The 25013-nt window shown below is 41.2% G+C and carries 22 protein-coding genes; 1 reads left to right on the plus strand and 21 read right to left on the minus strand.

The features are described from left to right. The 21 genes from D8836_RS02195 to D8836_RS02305 form a co-directional block, all read right to left on the minus strand. A complete protein-coding gene (locus D8836_RS02195; RefSeq protein ID WP_125393018.1) occupies positions 1-1725 on the minus strand; it encodes an ABC transporter ATP-binding protein in 1725 nt (574 codons plus the stop codon). Positions 1726-1785: 60 nt separating this feature from the next. Further along, positions 1786-2724 (minus strand): peptide-methionine (R)-S-oxide reductase MsrB, encoded by a 939-nt coding sequence (msrB, locus tag D8836_RS02200; RefSeq protein WP_084888477.1) that lies wholly within the window; start codon positions 2722-2724, stop codon positions 1786-1788. 212 nt (positions 2725-2936) lie between these two features. Beyond that, complete coding sequence (thrB, locus tag D8836_RS02210; RefSeq protein WP_125393019.1) at positions 2937-3806, minus strand: homoserine kinase; 870 nt, start codon at positions 3804-3806, stop codon at positions 2937-2939. Position 3807: 1 nt separating this feature from the next. Then, positions 3808-5094 (minus strand): homoserine dehydrogenase, encoded by a 1287-nt coding sequence (locus tag D8836_RS02215; protein ID WP_125393020.1) that lies wholly within the window; start codon positions 5092-5094, stop codon positions 3808-3810. 151 nt (positions 5095-5245) lie between these two features. Continuing rightward, a complete protein-coding gene (gene mecA, locus D8836_RS02220) occupies positions 5246-5983 on the minus strand; it encodes an adaptor protein MecA (RefSeq protein ID WP_125393077.1) in 738 nt (245 codons plus the stop codon). 314 nt (positions 5984-6297) lie between these two features. After that, a complete protein-coding gene (gene tarQ / locus D8836_RS02230; protein ID WP_125393021.1) occupies positions 6298-7332 on the minus strand; it encodes a teichoic acid biosynthesis protein TarQ in 1035 nt (344 codons plus the stop codon). Beyond that, on the minus strand, positions 7325-8794 hold the full coding sequence (locus D8836_RS02235; RefSeq protein ID WP_125393022.1) for an O-antigen polysaccharide polymerase Wzy family protein: 1470 nt from the start codon (positions 8792-8794) through the stop codon (positions 7325-7327). Before D8836_RS02235 ends, tarQ begins: the two co-directional genes overlap by 8 nt. A 15-nt stretch (positions 8795-8809) precedes the next feature. Then, positions 8810-9796, minus strand: a complete 987-nt coding sequence (locus D8836_RS02240; RefSeq protein ID WP_060628567.1) for a glycosyltransferase family 2 protein — start codon at positions 9794-9796, stop codon at positions 8810-8812. A gap of 1 nt (position 9797) precedes the next feature. Further along, positions 9798-10901 carry a glycosyltransferase gene (locus tag D8836_RS02245; RefSeq protein ID WP_125393023.1) on the minus strand — a complete coding sequence of 368 codons (1104 nt, stop codon included), beginning with the start codon at positions 10899-10901 and terminating at the stop codon, positions 9798-9800. Continuing rightward, the gene (locus tag D8836_RS02250; protein WP_080983305.1) at positions 10891-11736 is read right to left on the minus strand and encodes a LicD family protein; all 846 of its coding nucleotides are present in this window, start codon (positions 11734-11736) and stop codon (positions 10891-10893) included. The genes D8836_RS02245 and D8836_RS02250 overlap by 11 nt, the downstream gene beginning before the upstream one ends. 125 nt (positions 11737-11861) lie before the next feature. Continuing rightward, positions 11862-13172 carry an LCP family protein gene (locus D8836_RS02255; RefSeq protein WP_125393024.1) on the minus strand — a complete coding sequence of 437 codons (1311 nt, stop codon included), beginning with the start codon at positions 13170-13172 and terminating at the stop codon, positions 11862-11864. Continuing rightward, positions 13169-14017 carry a prephenate dehydratase gene (gene pheA / locus D8836_RS02260; protein ID WP_125393025.1) on the minus strand — a complete coding sequence of 283 codons (849 nt, stop codon included), beginning with the start codon at positions 14015-14017 and terminating at the stop codon, positions 13169-13171. The genes D8836_RS02255 and pheA overlap by 4 nt, the downstream gene beginning before the upstream one ends. Next, positions 14014-14490, minus strand: coding sequence for a shikimate kinase (locus tag D8836_RS02265; protein WP_125393026.1), 477 nt, complete (start codon positions 14488-14490; stop codon positions 14014-14016). The genes pheA and D8836_RS02265 overlap by 4 nt, the downstream gene beginning before the upstream one ends. Further along, positions 14483-15766, minus strand: a complete 1284-nt coding sequence (gene aroA, locus D8836_RS02270; protein WP_125393027.1) for a 3-phosphoshikimate 1-carboxyvinyltransferase — start codon at positions 15764-15766, stop codon at positions 14483-14485. Before aroA ends, D8836_RS02265 begins: the two co-directional genes overlap by 8 nt. Before the next feature lie 91 nt (positions 15767-15857). Further along, on the minus strand, positions 15858-16196 hold the full coding sequence (locus D8836_RS02275; RefSeq protein WP_000065980.1) for a YlbF/YmcA family competence regulator: 339 nt from the start codon (positions 16194-16196) through the stop codon (positions 15858-15860). A 10-nt stretch (positions 16197-16206) separates the two neighbouring features. After that, on the minus strand, positions 16207-17310 hold the full coding sequence (locus tag D8836_RS02280) for a prephenate dehydrogenase (protein ID WP_125393028.1): 1104 nt from the start codon (positions 17308-17310) through the stop codon (positions 16207-16209). Positions 17311-17319: 9 nt separating this feature from the next. Then, a complete protein-coding gene (gene aroC, locus D8836_RS02285; RefSeq protein ID WP_125393029.1) occupies positions 17320-18486 on the minus strand; it encodes a chorismate synthase in 1167 nt (388 codons plus the stop codon). Between the two features lie 9 nt (positions 18487-18495). Continuing rightward, positions 18496-19563 (minus strand): 3-dehydroquinate synthase, encoded by a 1068-nt coding sequence (gene aroB / locus D8836_RS02290; protein ID WP_125393030.1) that lies wholly within the window; start codon positions 19561-19563, stop codon positions 18496-18498. Positions 19564-19581: 18 nt separating this feature from the next. Beyond that, positions 19582-20436, minus strand: a complete 855-nt coding sequence (locus tag D8836_RS02295) for a shikimate dehydrogenase (protein WP_125393031.1) — start codon at positions 20434-20436, stop codon at positions 19582-19584. Continuing rightward, a complete protein-coding gene (gene aroD, locus D8836_RS02300; RefSeq protein WP_125393032.1) occupies positions 20426-21103 on the minus strand; it encodes a type I 3-dehydroquinate dehydratase in 678 nt (225 codons plus the stop codon). Before aroD ends, D8836_RS02295 begins: the two co-directional genes overlap by 11 nt. Then, positions 21100-22263 (minus strand): class I SAM-dependent rRNA methyltransferase, encoded by a 1164-nt coding sequence (locus D8836_RS02305; protein WP_185761579.1) that lies wholly within the window; start codon positions 22261-22263, stop codon positions 21100-21102. The genes aroD and D8836_RS02305 overlap by 4 nt, the downstream gene beginning before the upstream one ends. Positions 22264-22379: 116 nt before the next feature. Here D8836_RS02305 and D8836_RS02310 point away from each other — a divergent pair, with 116 nt between their 5' ends. Then, entirely contained in the window at positions 22380-24530 is a 2151-nt protein-coding gene (locus tag D8836_RS02310; RefSeq protein ID WP_125393033.1) for an LTA synthase family protein, read from the plus strand. Positions 24531-25013 lie beyond the last annotated feature (483 nt).

Below are 25013 nucleotides of genomic sequence, written 5' to 3' on the forward strand. Positions count from 1 at the left end.
CTAGTCCTCCTTACCATGTTGGGATGCATTGATTTCGCGATAAACTTGACTAGATTTCATCAAGTACTCGTGCTTGCCGATAGCTAGTAACTCACCTTTTTCCAAGAGGAGAATCTGGTCAACCATCTGGATTGTCGAAGTCCGTTGAGAAATCAAGATTAAACTTGCATTTGGTAGGTTTTCTCGGATAGCTTTCAAGAGCTTAGACTCGGTGATAGTGTCCAGTGCCGAGGTAGCATCATCTAGGATGAGAAATGGAGCTTGGCGCAAGACTGCGCGAGCAATAGACAGCCTTTGTTTTTGTCCACCTGAAAAATTTCGACCTCCTGCCTCAACTAGGGCATCTAAGAGTTCTTCCTTATCACTGACAAAATCCTTTGCTTGCGCAATTTCCAAGGCCTGCCAGAGTTCTTGGTCAGTTACTTCTTGATCTAAACCTAGAGTCAAGTTGGAACGAATGGTTCCTTTAAAGAGTTCGACCTTTTGGGACACATAGGCAATCCAAGACCGCCACTGCTCCAAATTAAGAGGGCTACGTCCATCTCGATAAAGGTCAATGCTCCCCTTGTCTGCTGGATAAAGGCCAAGGATGAGTTGCACCAAACTTGATTTACCAGAACCCGTTCCCCCAATGATACCAAGGATTTGACCTTGCTTCATATCAAAGGAAATGTCTCTCAGAGAAGGCTTGGCCGCATCAGGATAGCTAAAGGTCAGTTCTTGGACTTGTAAAACCTGATTTCTAGTAGCTTGCTTTTGTTCTAATTCTGAATGAATATCTTCTGGAACCTCAGCAAAGACTTCCTCGATTCGCTTGGCAGAGATATAGGACTGGTTGAGAGAATTGATCAGCATGGCTAGCTTGACCAATTCCACCAAGATCTGTAGTAGATAATTAATAAGGGCAATGAGAGCACCTTGACTGAGTAAACCTCCCTGAATTGAAACATATCCCTGCCAGATAATAACGAGGAGAGTTCCATTGACAATCAGATAGGTCAGGGGTGTTAATAAACTGGACCAGAAACCTGTCTTTTCTTGTAATCTAGCATAGACTTGGTTAAGGGTTTGAAAAATATGTAACTCTCGTTTTTCTTGACCAAAAGCACGAATAACGCGCATACCTTGTATTTGCTGACGCGTTTCTTGAACCAGTTGGTCCGTTTTCTTTCTGAGACTACTGTAGAGAGGATTGACCAGTCGAGAGAACCCTACAATAACAATGGTCAAAATGACAACCATGACCAAGAACCAGAAAGTCAGCTCAGCTGAAATGCGATAGGCCATAAAAATGGCTCCAAAAACGATAATAGGTGCTCGCAAAAAGAGGCGCAAGAATTGATTGATCCCAGTCTGAATCTGGTAGGTATCCGAAGTCAAGCGAGTCACCAAACTAGAAGTTGTCAAACGGTCTCTACTGTCCTTAGGTAAAGACAAAATATGACGATAAAGATCATCTGTCAGTCCTTTGGCAAATCCAACCGCAGCCTTAGCTGAGTAGAACTGGGCTATTAAGGCCACTACAACACCAATTACTGCAAAGATAAGAAGCAAACCAATCTGCATCCAGAGATGACCTTGATTTTTTTGGGGCAATGATTGGTCAACAATCCCAGCAATCACCATGGGAACCAAGAGCTCAAAAACAGCTTCTAACAACTTGAACAAAGGTGCTAAAATCGATTCTCTGATGTAGGGTTTAAAGTAAGATAGTAAGTGTTTCATAAATCCCTTCTATTCGTTTTCTAGAAATGAAGAAAGTGGGAAGCACCCACCATCTCTGATTTATTTGTTTAAGTAAGGTAGTAGATAGCCATAGCCTGCTTCTTCCATCTCATCCTTGGCCACAAAGCGCAAGGAAGCAGAATTGATACAGTAACGGAGGCCACCAAACTCACGCGGTCCATCTGTGAAAACATGGCCCAAGTGAGCATTCCCCGACCGAGAACGAACCTCAATTCGCTCCATTCCATGGCTGAGATCCTTGTAATAATGAATCAATTCCTTGGAAATCGGACGGCTAAAACTTGGCCAACCACAACCTGAGGCAAACTTATCCTTGGCAAAAAAGAGTGGCTCACCTGTCGTAATATCTACATAAATCCCTTCTTCAAAGGTTTGGTCATAGGCATTGGTAAATGGAGCCTCTGTAGCAGCTTCTTGGGTAACACGATAGGATTCTTCAGATAAACTGCCCTTTAACACCTCTTGACTAGGCTTTTCATAGTGAGAGGCATCAATCAATGGCTTCTCAGCATCGGTCACATCGATATGACAGTAACCTGAAGGATTCTTCTTCAGATAGTCTTGGTGGTAATCTTCAGCTAAAATATAGTGGCGAAGTTTCTCCACCTCTACTGCAATCTTTCGCCCAAGCATGCGCTCCTGCTCCTGCACCACTGTATAGATAGTTGGCAAGTCTGCTTCATCCTGGTAATAAATCCCGGTCCGATATTGGCGACCACGGTCATTTCCTTGTTGATTGACTGATAATGGATCAATAACACGGAAATAATAAAGTAAAATTTCTCTGAGTGAGACTACCTTCTCATCGTAAATTACTTGAACCGTTTCTGCATGGTCTGTTTCTTTGAGCAACTGGTAATTGGTCGTTTCGACTTGACCATTAGCGTAGCCAACACTGGTTGCTAATACGCCAGAAATTCGGGAAAAATACTCCTCTAAACCCCAAAAACAACCGCCTGCTAAATAAATTTCTGCCATCTTTATTTCTCCTTTATCAAGTTTTTAACTAATACTCTTCGAAAATCTCTTCAAACCACGTCAGCTTTATCTACAACCTCAAAGCGGTGCTTTGAGCAACCTGCGGCTAGCTTCCTAGTTTGCTCTTTGATTTTCATTAAGTATAAACTTCTTTTCAAAAAAAGGATAGGAAGCCCTCTGGTCGAGAGTTTCCCCATCCTATCTTCTATTCTTTATTTTGCTTCGACACGGACACCTTGAGTATCAACCTTCAAGTCATGAAGCTTTCCTTTGAAGGGTTGCTTTTCCAATTCTGCCTTAATCGTTGGCATCTTGTCATGAGAAGCCAAGACCATAACTGTCGGCCCAGCACCAGAGAGGTAGGTTGCATAGGCACCATTTTCTTTGGCTACTTGCTTAATCGTCGCAAATTCTCTCACCAAGTCCTGACGATAGCGCTCGTGGAAGAGGTCTCCCTCGATTGCTTGCCCAGCAGTCGCCATGTCTCCTGCCAACAAGGCCGCAACCGCCACATTGGCGATAGAACTAGCTGCAACAGCTTCCTTATAGGACAATTTCTTAGGCAAGACACCACGACTGTCTCGAGTACGCAATTCATAGTTAGGAATATAAGCTAAAAAATCACACTCTGGGAAGTCTGCTACGATAGCAGAAACTTGTCCATCAACAGAGCTTGCAATAACGAGATTACCATAAATGGCTGGAGCCACATTGTCAGGATGTCCTTCAATCTTAGTCGCCAACTGCAATTTTTCATGATCAGACAAGTTGAGATTCCCCAGCTGGTTAGCTAGTTCAATCCCAGCAACAATAACAGAGCTAGAAGAACCCAAACCACGCGCCAAGGGAACATCACTGGTCATTTTCAAACGTCTTGGTTGCAAGTCTGGTACAATTTGCAAAGCGATTTTGAGCAAGAGATTGCGCTCGTCATGTGGAATCCATTTGCCAATCTGGTGTTCAATCAGCCACTCATCTCGTTCTTCACATACCTCAATTTGAAGATACTTGGTTACAGCTACACCGACCGAGTCAAAACCTGGCCCAATATTGGCACTGGTTGCAGGTACAATAATTTTCATCTTATTCTCCTAGCACCTTGAAGGTATTCAAGAGGTCAAATTCTGAAACCTTCTTCAATTCAGCTGAGACATTTTCAAGCTGGGCTTTATTAATCTTGTGTGTGATGATCACGACACGCGCCTTGTCCTCCTCTTTGCCATCTTGGAGAATTTGCTTGAAGGAAATATCTTGAGCATTAAAAATTTCAGCCAACTTCAAGACCTGACCTTTTGAGTCTGGTGCCAAGATTGAGAAGTAGTAGTTTGCTTTAACATCCTCAGGATTTGCCAAGACCAAGTCACGGCTGTATTCGTTGAAGTCTTTACCGATGGTTCCATCATTCAGGCGACGAACGATACGAACAATATCAGCTACAACACTTGTTGCAGTTGGTTTTTGACCAGCACCTGGTCCGTAGTACATAGACTCACCAATACCGATAGATTCTACAAAGACAGCGTTCATTACGCCATTCACACTGGCAAGTGGATGCGCTTTAGGAAGGAAAGTTGGAGTTACTTCTGCAGCAATTCCTGAAGGAGTTTCCTCAATAGAACCAACCAATTTCACTACATAACCCAAGTCTTGGGCTACAGCTACGTCTTCTGGTGTGATGTTGCGGATTCCCTTGTGGGCTACATCGTCAAAGGCAACCTTCATGCCAAAGGCAAATTGGCTCAAAATCACCATCTTGTAGGCTGCATCAATCCCATCTACGTCATTTGTCGGGTCGCTTTCTGCAAATCCTAGACGTTGCGCTTCCGCAAGAGCATCATCGTAAGACCAGCCTTCTTCCACCATCTTGGTCATCATGAAGTTAGAAGTTCCGTTGACTACTCCAAGCACGCGCGTGATTTTATCAGAAGCCAAGGAATTTGCCAAGGTACGAAGAATTGGAATCCCACCAGCTACTGCTGCTTCGTAGTAAAGTGCTACCTTGTTAGCTTTAGCGATTTCTAACAATTCTGCACCATGGACAGCCAAAAGGTCCTTGTTAGCAGTAACAACGTGTTTTCCAGCTTCCAAGGCACGAGTGATAAAGGTTTTAGCAGGTTCGATACGCCCCATCAATTCCACTACGATCGTAATGTCTTGATCTGACAAAATGTCATCCACATTGGTTACAAAGTTAAAGTCATTCCCTGCTGCAAGCAAGCGATTCTTTTCATCTTCATCCTTGACCAACACCTTGGCAACTTCAATCTCTGAATGTGCTGATTGATTGATTTTTTCTCCATTTTCCTTTAGGAGGAAAGGCACACCACTTGCAACGGTACCAAATCCTAGTAAAGCAATTTTAACTGTCATGTTTGTCTCCTCGAAATTTTCTAATATAGCCATTATAACAGAATTTTGTGAAAATTCCTATTATAGTAAATCACTATTTCAGTCTAGAAAAGAAAAAACGAATCAAACGATTCGTTCTTCTTAAAATCTAGAAAAAGCTTTCCAGAAAGGATTATCCAATCTTTTGCAGATTAATCACCGCATCGTGATTGATCAAGACTTGGCCATACTCCTGCAAGACTGAACGACTGATGTCACTATCGTCCGCAAACTCGCGCATACGAGCCAACAGCCAAGCTGGATATGGACTTGGATGATTTTCAATATCTACTAAAATGGTCAAATAATAGCGTTCATTCATCTTGTAGAGTTCAGAAGTTTCCATCTCAAAAGTCACTGTCTGGGCAAAAGCAACCAAGTCAGCCAACTTAGCAAAAGAAAGGATGTAGTAGATGTAAGGCTCTTTCTTGCTCTCAGCTTCTTGTTCAGCCTGCTCCTGCTCTTCTTCCTTGGCTTCGACTTGCTCTAAAGATTGAATGGCTTCGATATCATCCTTAGTTTTGTCTGCGATGCTCTTTTCTAAGGTTTTAATAAACTCATCTGGTGACATTTGGGCCAATTCTTCCATATCTGGTAAATTCGATAAGTCTTCAAAATCTAGATTTTGGTCAATCTTTGATTTGGTTACAAAGACATCTACCTTATCAGGTTTTGGAGTCACACGGAAGCTCAACATACCTGTATCCAAAAAGCTATCAGGCATCTCTAATTCATCCAAGATAGCATAAAAGAACTCTTCTGTTTTTTCTTGAGGAACAAGAAAGTCAGCAATCTCCATTCCTCGATCCATCAAATCCTCTAAAGACATCGTGATTTTTAAAGTTGTATCACTAATTTGTTTCATTTTCATTGCTAGTAACCTCATACTTTCAGTTCTATCTATTATACTAGATTTTTACGATTTTATCAAAAGAAGGCTCCTCTGTCGAGATAGATTTTCCATAGGGTAACTTCTGTAGAAGACTCTAATACTCTTCGAAAATCTCTTCAAACCACGTCAGCTTTATCTGCAACCTCAAAGCGGTGCTTTGAGCAGCCTACGGCTAGCTTCCTAGTTTGCTTTTTGATTTTCATTGAGTATAAAAGAAAATTTCTGCAGACAAATAGAAAAAGCCTTCAAAATCGGCTCTTGCCCAACTTTGAAGACCTAATACATTAGAAAGTTTATAGTTTAAAGGTTGCTACACCGAGGATAGAACGATTTAAGTTTCGAAGAATTTGAAGACTTTGCTCAAATTTCTTATAACGAGTCACTCCGTATTCTTCAACAAGAAGGACGGTATCTCTTTCTAAAAGAGATGGTACATCTTGTAAATCTACAAAATGCATTCCTTTCAAAGCCTCTTGATTTTGTTTTAATTTATCTAGAATAGCTTTATTTGAGCTAACAATAGTCAATTCTTGTCCAGCATTTTTGTATGACAAGACATCTGCTAGGTTGGCAATTGTTGTGATCTCTGTTACAAAATCAATTTGATATTGAGAAAAATCACCTGCTCTATTGATTGTTGGATTAAAGAGATAAACCAATACATTTCCCATCACAACCAAAATCACACAGACTACTCCAATAACAGCTAAACGTAGAATCAAGTTTTTCACATTCAAGCCAAGCGCTGTCTCACCGTTTGCATTCAATTCTTTAGAGTTGATAGTTTCCAATTTTTCAATTTTTACATTTGCATAAGTGTGTTTAAATTTCTCAATCAATCCATCAATTTTTCGCTCCAACAAGTCATTAGCATCTTTACTTGGTGTCAAAATTTTCACACCAACCCCTGCATCGTCAATCATATAGTAGACAGTCAGTTTTTTCCACCAATAATCATTCGTAGAATTTTTCAAGGTTGTTTCTGTCGTATCTAATTCACTGGCAATTTTTTTCAGTTCACTCGGTTCTACATCATTGAAAAGATAAGCTCCATTCAAATTCCCATCAATCAATTTACCATAGAAATCACTATAACCACCAATTTGGTGATTCAAAATCGTTTTAGCTGAATCTTCTGGAGGAGTAATTTTATAGCTAAGATAAGTTGAATAACTTGTTGTGTCTTTGACAGTATTTTTATTCTTAACTGCTTTAATTGTAAATGGTACAGCAATGAGAGCAAATAAAGCTATGAGAGCTAAAATATTTACTTTTCGTTTTTTGTAAAGATTTGCAAACAAATCAGCTACTGAATAATGTTCAAACATGATTTTTTTCTCCTTTGTTTAGTAGATACTGGTTTTCTTTTGTAAGCATTTTTGCTACGAATATAATCACAAGAACAATTCCCCAGAATTGCATTGTAAATAGATTGAAGAAACTTTCTGAAAAGCTACTTCTTGGCATAAAGAATAGATTATTCAAGATGAGTAGGGACAAGGCAAATAGAATTGTTCTTGAGCGGTAGGCTACTTGCAACATGGCTATAAATAGCATACCGAGTAAGAGACTAAGTAGAAAGACTCCTATCATACCATAGTCTGTATACAACTCCATAATATAACTACTTCCGATACCATGTCCTTTCAAATATTCCTTATTCAAAACAAGATAGGATAGATTGTGGGCATAACTATTACTATCGATAGCCAATTCCACACTATTGGTTGTATGCTCAAAGGTTTTTCCTCCGAAAATGGCCCCTAAACTCCCCCTTGCAAAATAATCAAGAACAGGACCAAAAGTAAAATTACGGAAATCTCGGTAAGGGAGGCTACTGTTAAATAGAAAACCTCGAGCCAAAACACCAAAACTGGTTCCTTGTTTATAGATAAAGTCAAGCAGGATATCCCAGAAACCTGTATGGGAAACTTGGACATTATCCCGTACATAATTGAGCACTCCCATCGCTAACATGAGAATAGGAGAACCTACAAAAATCGCTAACTTCTCTTTAAACCCAATCCATTTTCCCTTTTCAGTTTGCTCCCGCATAAAGTAATAAACAAAAGCAAATAAAATACTTAAAATAAAGGGATTTCGTGTCCCGATTGCCAAATGAATGGTATTGGCTGCAATAAAGGAGACAAGCACTGCTGTTGCCTGCCATTTCTTTGGCTTGGTTGCCAAATACATACACATTGCATAGACCGTAAATGTTGATAAGATATAGGTAAAATAAGGCAGTTTACTTTCAAAGTTTGCATAGTAGGCATAGTAGGAAGTCTGCAAGCGATACAGGAGCCGTTCAAATAAGCGAATGAAATAGAAAGGATAGGTTAGAAGAAAAACTCCTAGCGATACAAAGCGCAACCGCTTGATGTAAACCTCTTTTAGAGAACTTTCTATCTTCGATACTTGTATTTTCTTTCTAGCTATAAAATAGCGAGCTAGGAGCCCCCCTGTGGTCAATCCCAATATCGAAACCATGACAACTATAAAGGCAAAACGATAGGCTATGGGATGATAGGTATCCAAAGCGCCATCTCTAAAATAATCAATGGTCGGCCTTGATACCAGAAATACAAAAATAGTTAAAAAGAAAATAAAATGGATTAAGTAATACTTGATATCATTCCAACAAGCAATTAAGCTACTAACCAGTAAGAACAATAAAGTAGAAAGCAAGCTAACATTGTTATTATTAAACAGATATACAATTCCACTTACTAGCGTCAAGGCATAACTGACTATGGTCAAACTAAATAATAATCGTTTTCCATCAATCACTTGCTCACCCCCGTTCTAATGTAATTTTTTAGATTTTTCAATATTTTTTAGTAATAAGAATCGGTATAAGGAAATATTTATGAATAGAGCCAAAGCACTAATTCTTCTACCCTTACGAAAAATTGGATTCCTAGCAATAGTAAAGGCATGGCCTTTTAAAAAACGATGAATCTGAGAATAGGCTTCAAATTGTTTATACTGATCATCTAGTAACATCTTATCCAGAATAAAGAAGTGGGCATAGGCCAATCTGAAAAAAGCAACCTCTTTCAAGTCAGGATAGTTTTTCACAACTTCATTGTAAAACTTTTGATAGATATCAATATAGGCTAAATCCTTCTCTGCATAGGGTTTAGTCGTAATACTATCCCCTCTATGGAAATAGTAATAATAGGGTTTGGTATTAACAACGTACTTCTTAGCCAACTTGATTAAATCAAAATGATAATAAGCATCTTCATAAATCAATCCCTTTGGAAAGGATAGGGCAGTTGCAATCTCTCTCTTGATTAGCTTATTACAAATCGTTCCAGGTATTTTTTCACCTATAAGGTATTCCTTTAGAAATGTTTGAGAATCACAGACAAAATACTCATCCTGATTGGCTGACTGTGGACTTTCATCATTAGCATAGACATTCATGACACCACAGCTCGAGACATCCGCATCTTCTTGAATTAATTGCTCATATAAGCTCTGAATCATTTCTGGATGGATATAATCATCTGAATCAATAAAAATCAGATAATCTCCGTGAGCCTGTTTCATTCCATCGTTTCGTGCTTGCGACAAACCTTCATTCTTTTTATGAAGCACTGACACCCTATCATCTTGTTCAGCGATTGAATCACACAAGCGACCACTTTCATCCGTTGCTCCATCATCAACAAGAATGATTTCCAGATTCTGATAGGTCTGCTTCTGAATGGAAGCTATCGATTTTTCTAGGTACTGCGCCACATTATAGACTGGCACAATGACACTAATTAATGCAGTTTCCATGCTACTCCTCTAATAGTTTTTCTACTTGTTCGATTTGTTTGGCAATTGTAAATTGCTGAATGAATTGGTTAGCCTCATTGACATCGAAGTTTGAGGCAGAGGTCATGTAGTTCGTAATTGCCTGAGCTGCCTCTTGATTGCTCTCAATGATTTGTCCAAATCGTCCTTCTTGGGATAATTCCTCAGCCCCTCCGACATCCGTAGAGACAAAAGGAAGTCCCAGACTCAAGGCTTCCACATACACTCCAGGAAAACCTTCTTGTTTAGACATAGACAAGAGAACTTTCGTCTGAGATAAATACTGATAAGGATTTTTTTGATAACCAAGGAAATGTACATAGTCTTCAAGCTTATATTCTTTGACTCGTTTTTTCAGTTCCTCTTCCATATCCCCAGCCCCTATAAAGTAGAGATGATAGTTTTTTCCCTCTCGGTGTAATAATCGTATCACTTCCACCACACGGTCAGAACCCTTATTTTCCTCAATCCGTCCAATGGTACAGATACTTTGAGGCGCAATCTCGATATCAATTTTCTCTTGAGATTTTTCTAGAAGACTCTTAAAATCATATCCATTGTAGACCGTCTGTAATTTCGAAGCATAATCTGGATAGACTTCCTTGATAGAATGACTGGTCTTTTTTGAAATTCCTACAATGGTATCCGCAGCATCCAACTGGCGTCTATGTGATTCTCTTTTTGAACTATCCTTAAGAAATTCTTCGATACTTCCATGAATCCAAGAGATCTTCTTGACTTCTTTTCTTTTAGAGAACAAAAGTGGAGGATTCATAATGGTAAAGGAAACCTCAACATCATAGTCATCTTTCACCAGTAAGCGACGTGTCAATCTTGGAAAATAAATTCTCATTCTCCACAAAAGAGCTCGAATCCATCTGGCTTGGCGATAATCCTGAAAGGATTTTAAAATGCGTACATGCTTGGGAACAGATTCGTATCCCTTATCAAAATGTTCCATTTCCAGAATATCAATATCATACTTTTCTGGATCTAGATTTGAAACAATGGTAGATAGAATCTTCTCTGCTCCACCCCCGAGAGAAAAAGACCACATAAAAAATAATATTTTTTTCTTAGCCACCATATTCTCCCTTGTATTCTGTATAAGACTTATCCATATCAGCGATGACAGCATCATGATGTGGTAGCTGCTTATCTACTGGTGGCGGCGTCATATAATCCCCAAAAGCAGTGCTGAGATAAGCATCATAGCCGACTGGAACGGGCATCTCTGTCTCTTCAAATGGCAAGAAAAGATTATCTTCAAAAGATTCGATTAGGTACTTGTTTCTCATGTAACCAGGACCCGAGCATAATTCCGTGATTCCATCGCTCTCATCTAGACTGTACTTGGTCATTTCTTTTTCAGCTTTTTTCCAAATGCGATAACGAAGAGATTTTGGAGTCAAACCGAGTAAAATGCAACTTCCCCATTTCATAAGTGCGCCATGTTTTTCTGGAATAGTTTGGGCACAAAAGAGTGAATAAATCAGTGCCCAGCGAATCTGCTTCTTTCGCTCAGCTGAATTTTTCGGATAATAATCCAAAGGCAACACATCCAAGGCCAAACCATGTGGTAAATTCAAATCCTGCTGGTAAGGTTTGATACAGGTGGTTTCCTTGTCACGAATGGTAATAAAAAGATTACGATCGACAAAATCCTTGTTACTCTTTGACAAGAAATAACGCTCATCTGCATAACGAGGCCATATTTCTGCTAATTTCTCATAATCCTTACGAGGCATAAAAAAGTCTAGGTCGTCATCCCAAGGAATAAAACCCTTGTTTCGAAGGGCACCAATAGCACCTCCTCCACAGAGATAACAAAGTAAATCATGTTCCTTGCAAAAAGCAACAAAATATTCAGCCATCTCCAGACTACGAGCCTGAATTGCTTTTAAATCAGTCATATTGTTCATTATTCTTTCTATCGTATCGTTTCATTATACCACAAATAGGGGGTGAAAATCTATTGCAGACTGTAAAAAATCAAAGCCTGACTGCTGGATAAATAGCCTTCAAACTTTGATTTTTCTGTCTTATCTTATCTCATTCCCATTTGAGCTAGCTTGGTTTGATATTTATTTTGGTCTACTAAGAGTGCCTGTCCTCCATAGACATCATAGGCATCGACCCAATCACCCAGTTCTGGAACTGTTAATCTCTCAATACCATTTTGCGCTCCATCTAGGAAGGATAAGCCATTGGTCAATAAGAAACTATAGGGAACATTCGTAGAGGTCATCCCAAAGACCTTACCAAGTGCTTCTGATCCAGTAAAGAGTTTGGTTGGATCCTTGAGTTGTTGCAGAACAGCTGTCAATACTTGCTGTTGTCTCTTGGTACGACCATAATCACCTTCATCGTCATCACGGAAACGTGCATAATTGAGCAAGGTTGAACCGTTCATCTGCTGTTTCCCAACTTTAATAGTCTGGGTTGGTGACTCTGTTTCCGTAGCATGTAAATCATCTCCGACTGTAGCTTCGGTTAAAGGTTGACCTTCTAAGGTTGAGAATTTGGCATCAATCGTCACACCATCAGGAAATAGAGTGTCAATAGCAGTTGCGAATGCCTGGAAGTCTACCAAGGCGTAGTACTTAATGTCCAAGTCAAAATTATCTTTCAATACTTGGCGAACCATTTCTGCCCCTTTTTGCCCCTCTTGTTCTCCTAGTTCATAGGCCACATTCAACTTATTATCTGACTGCTTTCTACCATTAATGACTTGACTGTATCCGTCTATATAAACCAAATTGTCACGCATGAAGCTGACCAGCTTGATTTTCTTATCTGAGCCACCAACGTTTAGTACCATAATAGAGTCCGTTCTCGTCTCAGCACTATTTTGGCCAATCCGTCCATCCGTTCCCATAATCAAAATATTGACCCCATCCTTGGTATCTTGACCATGAAAAACTTCTACTTGAGCTGCCTTAGCATTGGCAGGTTTGTTTGGATCCGCATTTGAATAACCTTTTAGGAACATAAAAATCATGCCAAAACCGACACAGGCTAGAAGGGCAAGCAATCCTGCAAAAATGCGCCCCCAACGAATCTTACGTTTTTTGGACTTAACCTTTGGAAGAGGATGACTTTTCTGATATTTTTTTGCACGACTACGGTTACCATAGGATGGAAGAGGAGACTGATTGACTGGTTCCATGAAAGACTCTTCCATATCGTGATTTTCATTATAAATTTCTGGAGAAGCTTTACTACTGCTAGCCATATTTAACTTACCTTGCAGGTAAGCAAACTCTTTTTTCTCTCGCTCATTGAGGTAATGAATATTCTTAAAAAGATAGTCATAACGCAACTGCTCGTGGTGGCTTAAGGGATTTTCTTTACTCATCTTCTCTCCTTTCCATGGTCTGATATTGGATAAATAGGATAGGCGCCCAGTACTTTATACTGGATTCCAATCGCTTCTAATTCTTTTTGGGCAAAGTGGACTAGGCCCTTATCAGTATAGTCCACATCAATAATGAAAAAGTATTCTCCCAGTGCTGTCTTGAGTGGCCGACTTTCAATTTTTGTCAGGTCAATTCCTCTCCAAGCAAAGGTCGACAGGGCCTTATAAAGTGCACCTGGAAGGTTGTCCGGTAAGGTCAAGGCCAAACTCATTTTTTCAGTTTGTGATTTCAAGGGAATAGAAGGCATTTCAGCTCCCAAAACCCAGAAACGTGTGAAATTAGCTTCCATTTCTTGAATATCTTCAGCAATCAGTTCCAAGCCATATTCTTCAGCAGAACTTCTAGGTGCAATGGCTGCATAAGGCTGGTCAGGATGTTCGGAAATAAAGCGGGCCGCATAAGCTGTACTAGCTGTTACCTCGATTTGGACCTCTGGATATTGTTCATCGATGAATTTCTTTCCTTGAGCCAAAGCCTGAGGATGAGAAAAAATCTTTTCAATCTTAGTATGACCTGGAACCACCATCAACTGCTGATGAATAGGCTGAACGATTTCTGCCACTGCTTGAATGCGAGCCTGATGAAAAAGGTAGTCCAAGGTTTCATGAACACTACCCTCGATAGAATTTTCAACTGGCACCACAGAATAGTCCACCAAGCCTTGCTCATAGGCCTTGATGACATCTGTAATGTTGGCAAAGGCCTGCAATTCCTCCTGAGGAAAAGCTGTCTGCACAACGTGGTGTGAAAATGATCCCTTGGGACCTAGATAAGCAATTTTCATCTCAGTTCCTCTATAATTTCCTCTGGGCTTAACTCAGTCACATCCAAAACCCGACTAGCCACTTCCTCATACCAAGCCTGTCTTTCTTGAAAAATAGCTGCAAGTTCTTCCTTGCTATTATTTAGAAAAAGCGGACGCTGATTATCCTTATCAGCTGCGATACGGTGGTAGAGGGTTTCAAAATCAGCTTTCAGATAGATGTTATCAGAATTGGTCTTGAGTAAGTCACGATTTCTCTGAGAAACAACCACTCCCCCACCAGTTGACACAACTTGATTTGTTTCTAGTAACTCAGCTAGGACTTCTGATTCTATCTTACGAAAAGCCACTTCTCCCTTTTCAGCGAAAAAATCCGCAATGGACATGCCTAGGCGCTTCTCAATCAGAGCATCCATATCAAGGTAATTAGGGTCCAAGCCTCTTGCAATAGTCGATTTGCCAGCCCCCATAAAGCCTAATAACACCTTAGCCATGAGTCAAGCTCTCCAAATCATCAAAGAAGCTAGGATAGCTGGTATTGATGGCTTCTGCACGGGCAAGCTCCACCTCTCCATCTGCTACCAAAAGGGCTGCGATGGCCGTCATCATGCCAATACGGTGGTCACCAAAAGTATTGACTCTAGCACCGTGAAGGGCTGATTTCCCTTTGATAATCATTCCATCTGCTGTAGGTGTGATATCCGCACCCATGTTATTTAAAGAGTCTGCCACCACCTGAATGCGGTCTGTTTCCTTGACTTTGAGCTCCTCAGCATCCTTGATAACTGTTACACCTTGAGCTTGGGTCGCCAGAAGGGCAATAATGGGCAATTCATCTATCAAACGTGGAATCAAAGCACCACCAATCTCTGTTCCTTTTAAGTCAGAAGACTCAACAGTTAAGGTAGCAGATTTAGCGACTGGATCGATTTCAGTTATTTCCAATTTTCCACCCATGGCGCGAATGACATCAATAATACCAGTACGCGTTTCATTAATGCCCACATTCTGCAGCACTACACGAGAGTTTGGAACAATCAAACCTGCGGCCAACCAAAAGGCTGCACTGGAAATATCTCCTGGCACGACCACCTTTTGTCCTGTCAATTTTTGTGGCCCTTGGACTGTGATTTTCTTGCCGTCCACACTTAAATGACCACCAAATTGTTGTAACATATCTTCAGTATGATTACGAGTGCATTCTTTTTCGATAATCACTGACTGACCCTGAGCCTGCAAGGCTGCAAATATCAAGGCAGACTTGACTTGAGCAGAAGCTATCGGCAACTCATAATGAATAGGTGTTAAATTTTTCGTTCCTTTTAAGCGAAGAGGAGGCAGGTCTCGCTCAGTTTGCCCTGAAATGCTGACGCCCATTTTTTTCAGAGGAATCGTCACACGGTCCATAGGACGTTTGGAAAGACTATCATCTCCAAACATTTCTACTTCGAAATCTGCACCAGCAAGGACACCTGAAATCAGGCGAATCGAGGTTCCAGAATTTCCCATATCAAGGGCATTTCGCGGAGCTTCTAAACCATCCATGCCCACACCTTGAATAGTAATAACCCCATCTTTATCCTCAATTTCAACACCAAGGTCACGAAAAACCTGCATGGTAGAAAGAACGTCTTCACCTCGCAAAATATCATAAACCTTGGTCTCACCCTCAGCCAAACTTCCAAAGATAATGGAACGGTGGCTGATAGACTTGTCACCTGGGACACTGATACTGCCATGTAGGTGGCGAATGTTTGTTTTTAGTTTCATACTGGACCTCATACTTGCAATACTTTTACCTATTTTATCATAAAAAGCCAGAAATTCCTTAAAAATTCCTGACTTTATGATAGTTATTTTCTTATTTTAGCAATTCTGAAACTGGTTCAAAAACAATTTTTTCAATGTCAGAAAGGTAAATTGCCAATTGTTGTTGCTTGGTAAAGAATTCAGACAAGAGGCTGTTCCCCTGAATCTGCTTACCAAAGCCTTCCATTTTCGCTTGAAAGGAAGCATCTGGCATTTGACCTGTCTGCGCTAGTCTTTGAATTTCCTCTTGAAAGGCAACATATTCTGTAAAGATTTTACTTGCCTCAGCATCTGCCGAAATTGCATCTTTAGCTGCTTTAACAGCCTTGTATTCTGGCAATTCGCGTAGACCGCGACTGAGTTCGTTTGCACTATCGTAAATATTTGACATGATTTTCTCCTTATTTGACAACGACTGTGTAGTCGGTGTTTTCTGTTATGAGATGCTCGGCTCGTTCTAAATCTTGAGCATTTTTAAATGAAATTTGTAGAATCCCGTGAATATCCTCACGGTTTTCCTCGTTAATGTGGATGTTAACCAAGGAAGTTCCACGTAGTAGTTCCAAAATCCGTAAGATGACATCTTCTTCATCGGGAACATCAACATAGAGGTCGTAAGAACTGTCCACACCACCACGTTTATGGATTTCCATAGCCTGACGCTGCTCACGCGCCTGATTGAAAAAGTTCCAAATTTGCTCTTCATCTCCCTTGCTGATGGCTTGTCCAACCTCATCTAAGCGCTCCTTGAAATCCTCAATTCGATCCAGAATAGTTTCACGATTAGATAAGAGAATAGAAGTCCACATGCCCGGCTCGCTTTCCGCAATTCGGGTCATATCTCGAAAACCACCGGCCGCAAAGCGCCTTGCCATCTCATGTTCTTGAGCATAAACCGCAGTCTGCTCCATGAGACTAGAAGCCAGAATATGAGGAAAATGGCTAATCTGAGAAGTCACCCGATCGTGCTCCTTGGCATCAATCTCGATAAAGCGAGCGTGAAGACCTGAAAGCAAGTCCTTCATTTCCTCAAGCGTATCCTGACTTGTCAGGCTCGAAGGGGTAAAGATATAGTAGGCATTTTCAAAGAGATTGACATCCGCAGAAGCAGCCCCTGTCTTGTGACTACCAGCCATGGGATGGGCCCCGACAAAGCGAACAGGTTTGCCAGCTAAATATTCCTTCGCCACATCCACAATGGCTGACTTGGTCGAACCGGCATCCGAGATAATGACGCCTTCTTTCAAGTCTAAGTTTGCCAGCTCCTTAATAAAAGCAATGGTCTGTTTGATTGGCAAGGTCAAGATGATGACATCTGCCAAAGGAGCAAAACTGGCAAAATCATCCGTTGCACGGTCAATCATGCCTTCTTTCAAGGCGATATCTCTCGAAGCTTGACTGCGATTATAACCTAAAATTTCATAATCTGGATGATCACGTTTGACACCAAGTGCCATAGAGGCTCCAATCAAACCAAGACCTGCGATATAGACTGTTTTTGCCATAGGAACTCCTTAATAGTTCTTTGTATAGTCTCGGTGTTTGGCTACCGCCTCTTTTAATTCCTCTAGATTGTCTGATGAGAATTTTTCAAGGATTTCTTGTGCCAAAACCGTTGCTACAACAGCTTCCATGACCACTCCTGCAGCTGGAAGAGCGGTCGGATCACTTCTCTCCACAGTTGCCTTGTAAGGTTCGTGAGTCTCGATATCCACACTCATGAGTGGTTTATAAAGAGTAGGAATGGGTTTCATGACGCCACGAACAACGATGGGTTGTCCATTGGTCATACCACCTTCAAAGCCACCCAGATTGTTGGTACGGCGAGTATAGCCGTCTTCTTTAGACCAGAGAATTTCATCCATAACTTGGCTGCCCTTACGGTAACCAACTTCAAAGCCGAGGCCAAATTCCACCCCTTTAAAGGCATTGATAGAGACAACAGCTTGGGCCAATCTTGCATCCAATTTTCTGTCCCATTGGACATAGGAACCAAGACCAACTGGAACACCTCCGACAACTGTCTCGACAACCCCACCGATGGTATCTCCATCACGCTTGATTTGGTCAATATAGTCCTTGATTTCCTGTTCTCTTTCTTGGTTGACAATAGAAACTTCAGACTGGGCAGCTCGTTGCTTGATTTCAGCGACTGTTAGATTCTCAGGAACATCGATTTCCTTGCCACCAAAGACCACGACATGGTTGGCAATCTCCATATCGAGTTCAGCCAAGAGGCGTTTGGCTACTGCCCCAACTGCCACCCGCATGGTGGTTTCACGTGCAGATGAACGCTCCAAGGAATTACGCAAATCATCAAAACGGTACTTGATCCCCCCAACCAAGTCGGCGTGACCGGGGCGAGGATGGGTGATTTTTCGTTTGCTTTTAAGTCGCTCTTCAATGTCCTCCGCAGACATGATATCCAGCCATTTCTGATGGTCCTTATTGACGACATCCATGGTGATGGGAGCCCCTGTCGTCTTCCCATGGCGAACGCCTGAAGTAAAGACAACCTGGTCACTCTCAATCTTCATACGACCACCGCGGCCGTATCCACCCTGACGACGTTTCAAATCCTCATTGATGTCCTCTGCTGTCAAAGGAAGTCCTGCTGGAATTCCTTCAATGATAGCCGTCAGACGGGGACCGTGTGATTCTCCTGCAGTTAAATATCTCATACACTCTCCTTATTTTACCAAGTAGTCTTTCATCTCTTCCAGAGAAACTGGGTGAATGGTCGCTGAACCGAGCTCTGGTACCAAGACCAATTTCAAGGTATTGCCACGCGCCTTCTTATCATGAGTCAAAGCCTGATAAAGCTTGTCAACATCCCAGTTTTCATAGTCAACAGGCAAGCCAAATTTCTGACACATCTCTGTAATAGACTGAGTTATGCCAGCTGGCATGAAACCCTTTTTCTCAGCAACCTTGGAAATCTGTACCATACCCATAGCCACAGCTTCTCCATGCATGACTTTCCCATAACCAGCCGTTGCTTCAATAGCATGACCAATAGTGTGCCCAAAATTGAGGTAAAGGCGAACACCATTGTCCAGCTCATCCTCAACCACCATCTTGCGCTTAACCTGACAAGAATGTTCAATCAAGGTCTCTGCATGTTCCAGAATGCTCTCAACAGAACCATCCAGCTCCGTCAAAATTTTCCACAGTTCTGGATCCTCAATCAAGCCATACTTGATAACCTCACCCATTCCTTCAATCAACTCTCTCTTTCCAAGTGTTTCAAGAACAAGTGGGTCAATCAGAACCCCGTCTGGTTGGACAAAGGTCCCCACCATATTTTTAGCAAATGGAGTGTTGACACCTGTCTTTCCGCCGATAGAAGAATCCACCTGGGCTGTCAAACTAGTCGGAATCTGAACAAAGTGAATACCCCGCATATAGGTAGAGGCTACAAATCCAGCCAGGTCTCCAACGACACCGCCACCAAGAGCCACGATTCCATCGCTACGAGTCAGTCCCTGCTTAACTAGAAATTCATAGACTTTCTGAACAGTAGTTAAATTCTTTCTTTCTTCCCCTTCTAAAAAGTCAAATACTGCCACCTGAAAACCAGCATCTTCTAGGCTGAGCTTGACCTTCTCTGCATAAAGAGAAGCTACATGGTTGTCTGTTACAATGACTACCTTTTGTGGTTGCCAGAGTTCTCGCAACCATTGACCAGCCTGAGCCAGACAGCCTTTTTCAATCTGAATATCATAAGGATGATGAGGAATATCGATTCTGATTTTCATAGGAGAATCTCCCTTTCTTTATTGGTATTTTTCTGTTAAGGACTGCCAAATCTCTTCTGTTGGCATTTCCTTTCCTGTCCACAGTTGAAAAGCTTCTGCAGCTTGATAGAGCAACATTCCCAGACCATTGACGGCTGAATTTCCCTGACTTCTGGCCCATTTCAAAAATGGTGTTTCAAAGGGTTGGTAAATGATATCTGCTACTAAGAAAGTTTCTGGTAAGACTATGCTTTCAGGAACTGGAGATGATTGACCATCCATGCCCACACTGGTGGCATTAATCAGTAAATCCGACTCAGCAATCCTTGCTTGCAGTGCAGAAACATCTTCTAAAGCATACAAGTCCACTTTAAAGCCTGTCTGCTCCTGTAACTTGTCTAGGTAAGGTCTTGTTTTTTCCATAGAAACTGAACGAACAAAGACCGAAATCTGACTGACTCCGTCCAAAATAGCTTGTGCCAAAATGGACTTGGCCGCACCACCTGCACCCAGCAAGGTCATCTTCTTACCTGAAATTGTAAAAGAAGGCAAGCTCTTAAAAAATCCCTTGCCATCTGTATTATATCCAATTAAATTGCCATTATGATTGACAACCGTATTGACCGCACCGATCAAACGCGCTTCGTCACTCAGCTCATCCAAATAAGGAATCACCTGCTCCTTATAGGGCATGGACAGGTTGATGCCAAACATCTGGTAGCGACGAATATTAGCCACTGTTTCTGCCAAGTCACTCGCTTCAATCTCCCAAGCCACATAAGCACCATTGGTAGCTGTCGCCTCAAAGGCCCTATTGTGGATAAAGGGCGAAATAGAATGCTTAATAGGATTGGCAACAACTGCAGCTAAACGTGTATAGCCATCAAGCTTCATCCAAAATCTCCCTGATTTTTTTCATATTAGCTAGGGAAATCTGACCAGGGGCACTAGCCTCATCCAGGCTAGCAAAGGACCAGCTAGAACCAGTCACATCCGCAGTGATACGAGATACCTTGCCCACCTTGCCCATAGAAATGGTCACATATTCCTGCTCAGGATTGAGGGTTTTAAAGCCTCGTGTATAGTTCATCAAGTCTAAGACATCCTGCTCCGTGTGAGCCATCACCGCAACCTTAACAAGTTTTGGATTTAGGCTCGTCAACTCTGACAAGATTTCCATCATGTTTTCAGGTGTTTCTTGGAAATTGTGGTAACTCAAAACGAGATTTGGGAAGTCCAGCATTTCCTCAAAGACATCCTTGTAGCTATAGTACTCAAAATCAATATAGTCTGGTTGATAGAGTTGCGCCACTTCCTTGATTAGATGGATATATTCTTCTGAAGAAAGGTCGATTTCTCCCCCTTCAGCGCGAGTTCTCAGAGTGAAAACCAATTCACGACCTGCAAATTTTTCAAAAATAGCTGGAGCTACCTGCAAAATCGCTTCTTTAGGCAGATAGTCGGCACGCCATTCAATGATGTCAGCATCCAGGTACCTCGTGGCATCCAGAGCCTGAGCCTCCTCTAAACTTCTTGGCATTACTGAAACGATTAATTTCATTTACTAACCTTCATACTAATCACCTTGAGGTAATTACTACTTTCATCTTTTTTATTATAGGCAAAATCTGCTGGAAGACCGTATTTATTTAAAATCTGGTAACTTCTTCCTGCAAAGCCTTTATCAATTTGTTCTGTAAATTTCTGGCGGGAAACATTGGCAGCATTGGTACTGGCAATAATGATTCCTCCCGGATTTAAAATTTCCAGACTCTGGGAAATCAACTTGTGATAATCCTTGGCCACAGAGAAAGTTTGTTTTCTGTTCCGAGCAAAGCTAGGCGGATCTAGGACAATCACATCGTAGGTCAAGCTTTTTCGCTTGGCATACTTGAAATACTCAAAAACATCCATGACTATAAAACGATGGTCATCTGTACTGATTCCATTTGCCTGGAAATGCGCTTGAGACAATTCTCGTGAACGTTTAGCTAGGTCAACCGAAGTTGTCTGGCTAGCTCCCCCCATGGCCGCAGCCACTGAAAAGGCTGCTGTATAAGAAAACATGTTGAGCAAGGATTTACCCATAGCCAATCCATCCACTAAACTACCGCGAACTTCATGCTGGTCTAGGAAAATCCCTGTCATCAAGCCATCATTCATAAAGACTTGATACAAGACACCATTTTCTAAAACAGTGAAAAAGTCAGGTGCTTCTTGACCATAAACATGGGCAGATTCATAGTCCAAACCCTTAAAACGGATCTTCCCATAGGCTCCTAAAACCTCAGGAAAAACCTGTCTAAAAGCTTCTGAGATGGTCTGACGAATCTGATAAACATAAGAGTTATACCAAGAAAAGACAGCATAGTCGCCATAAAGGTCCACTGTCAGACCGCCAAAACCATCTCCCTCTTGGTTGAAGAGACGAAAAGCAGTTGTCAATTCGTCTTGATAGTAGGCACTTCTCTTTTCTTTAGCTTGTCTAAACAGCTTTTCAAAGAAAGCTTGATTGAAGGTCACCTTGTCTTTGCTGACAAACCAGCCCAAGCCCTTGTTTTGCTGAGAAAGGTAGGCAGTTCCAAGAAAGGTTCCTTCCTGACCCTGCACTTCTACTTCCTGATCCTTGAGATGAACATCTGCAAGGTCGCTAGCTTCTAGTAAAACTAGTCCCTTTAAAAGCTTTTTTTCAACCCGTTTGTTGACTCTTATTCTATTCATAGTCACTATTATAGCAAATTTTGTGACAATTCTCAAAAAAGAAACTACCCTTGCTTTTTTACTCTAGTTTTAAAAAATGGTATACTAATACTAATAAAAACTTAGGAAGTAATTGTGTGAGAATCAATTTTAACAAAATCCAAAAAGCCATCGGTACCAGACTGGGTTTTGTCCTAACCCTTTTAATCCTCTATTGGCTCAAAACCTTATTAGCCTATACCGTTGACTTCAATTTAGATATTCAAGTAGGCAAATTGCAGGGAAATTACCTTGCCTTTATCGCCTTTTTCAATCCCATTCCTTTGGGACTCCTCCTGCTGGCTCTAGCCCTCTATGCTCGGTCAACCAAGATCTTTTATGGCCTGAGTATAGCTATTTATAGCCTTTTGTTCATTTGGCTTTATTCTAATATTTTTTACTATCGAGAATTTAGTGACTTTATCACGGCCAATACCATGAAGGTGGTCAGCAAGGTATCTGTTGGTACTGCGGAACTAGAGTTACTGCGCTTTTGGGATTTCATCTATTTTATGGATTTCCCACTGCTGGCTTTCCTTTTCTATAAAAAATTCATCCAATTGGATAGGAGACTTTTCAAATTCCGCTCCAGTGTTGCCATCACTGCTCTCTCGGCCCTGCTCTTTTCAGCTAACCTTTTCTTGGCTGAGATTGAGCGTCCCGATCTCCTGTCGCGAGGATTTTCTAATTATTATATTGTTCGTGCCCTTAGTTTGCCAGCCTTTTTAGGCTATAGTGCCAACCAATCCTACAGTACCAACAAAGAACGTGCCAAGGCCTCTGAGACTGATCTTCAACCTATTACAGATTATATTCAAGAACATTCTGCTAAGCCCAATCCAGACTATTTTGGCCTTGCCAAAGGGAAAAATGTGATTTATCTCCACTTGGAGAGTTTTCAGCAGTTCCTACTGGACTATAAACTCAACATAGATGGAACTGATCATGAAGTCACTCCCTTCCTTAATTCCCTCTACCATTCGCAATCAACCCTAGCCTTTTCGAATATCTTTAACCAAGTTAAGGCTGGTAAGACCTCGGATGCAGAAACCATGCTAGAGACCGGTTTGTTTGGGCTTGACCAAGGTTCTTTCATGGTCAACTACGGTGGTACCAATACCCAGCAGGCTGCGCCTTTTATCCTATCAAAAAATGGCTACCAATCAAGTGCAGTCTTTCATGGTAACATTGGGACCTTCTGGAACCGAAATACGACCTACAAACAGTGGGGCTACCAATGCTTCTTTGATGCTTCCTACTTCACTAAGCAAGACAGTAGCAATTCTTTCCAATATGGTTTAAATGATAAAATCATGATGAAAGATTCTATCCAATATCTGGAGCACTTGCAGCAGCCTTTTTATGCCAAGTATATCACGGTGTCCAATCACTATCCTTATGCTAGCAATCTGACAGGCGATGAGCTTGGTTTCCCACTGGCTAAGACCAAAGATGAAACAATCAATGGCTACTTCCAAACAGCCAACTATCTGGATAGTGCTATCAAGGCCTTCTTTGACTATCTCAAAGAAAGTGGCCTCTATGAAAAATCCATCATCGTCATCTACGGAGACCATTATGGAATTTCTAACTCCCGCAATCCTGACCTGGCATCCTTGATTGGCAAGACTTCTGAGAACTGGTCGAATTACGACAATGCCATGTTGCAACGAGTGCCTTTTATGGTAGTCATGACTGGTTATGAAAAAGGACAAATCATCAATACCTACGGTGGACAAATCGATATCTTACCGACTCTCGAACACCTCCTTGGTATTGAGTCCAATTCCTTCCTTCAAGTCGGCCAAGACCTCCTATCACCAGACCACCAAGAAATCGTTGCCTTTCGGACTGCCAATTCCTTCGTCACACCTAAATACACCAGTTACGACGGACGAATCTACTATACTGAGAGCGGTCTTGAAATCAGCAATCTTGATGAACAAGCTCAGACTGAACTGGAAAGCGTTCGGCAAGCAGCTAGTCAACAACTGAAAATCAGCGACCAGATTCAAACTGGCGATTTAATACGTTTCTACCAAGCAGATCATCTTGGAAAAGTTGATACAGAAAGTATTTCTTACCTCAATTCTTTACCAATTCTGCAAAAGATTGAACAGGAAAAAGGAAGTCAGTCAACTAGCCTCTTTAGCCAACGACAAGGTAAAACCAGTACTGACCTTTTCAAGGCCCCAAGTTACCAAGAACTCCACCCAGAGTCGGCAGAAACCGAATCAAAATCACAATAAAAAATGCTCTTCCATCGTGGAGGAGCATTTCTTTTTATAAAATAAAATTCAACGAAAATCAAAGAGGAAACTGGCCTCAGGTTAACTGCGAGATTGTAGGTAGAGAGGTTGTATCAGCAATATATGTCTGTCAAATTTAGTGACGAAGATAGTAGAAGAAATATGAGGATATAAATCAGCTTCAGTAGATATCTGGAAAATTTGATTTTATAGAAAAGCCTTTTGTTACAAACTCAATATACTATCAATAAATAATATTATAGAAGCAACAATAATTAAAATTTCACCTATCTGCATAATTCTATTTCGAACTCTAAATATATGTTCTATCAAAAACACTTGGATCACACACATTATAGGAATTAACGTTTTTGAAATTGAAAAATATCCAAATAAATAAACTATAAACAACAATAATAGAACTATATTACATTTCTTATTCAAAACATTCCTCCCTATATTTTTAATTAGCAATCTTAATCA

This window comes from Streptococcus mitis (assembly GCF_003942995.1).
Taxonomy (GTDB): domain Bacteria; phylum Bacillota; class Bacilli; order Lactobacillales; family Streptococcaceae; genus Streptococcus; species Streptococcus mitis_CV.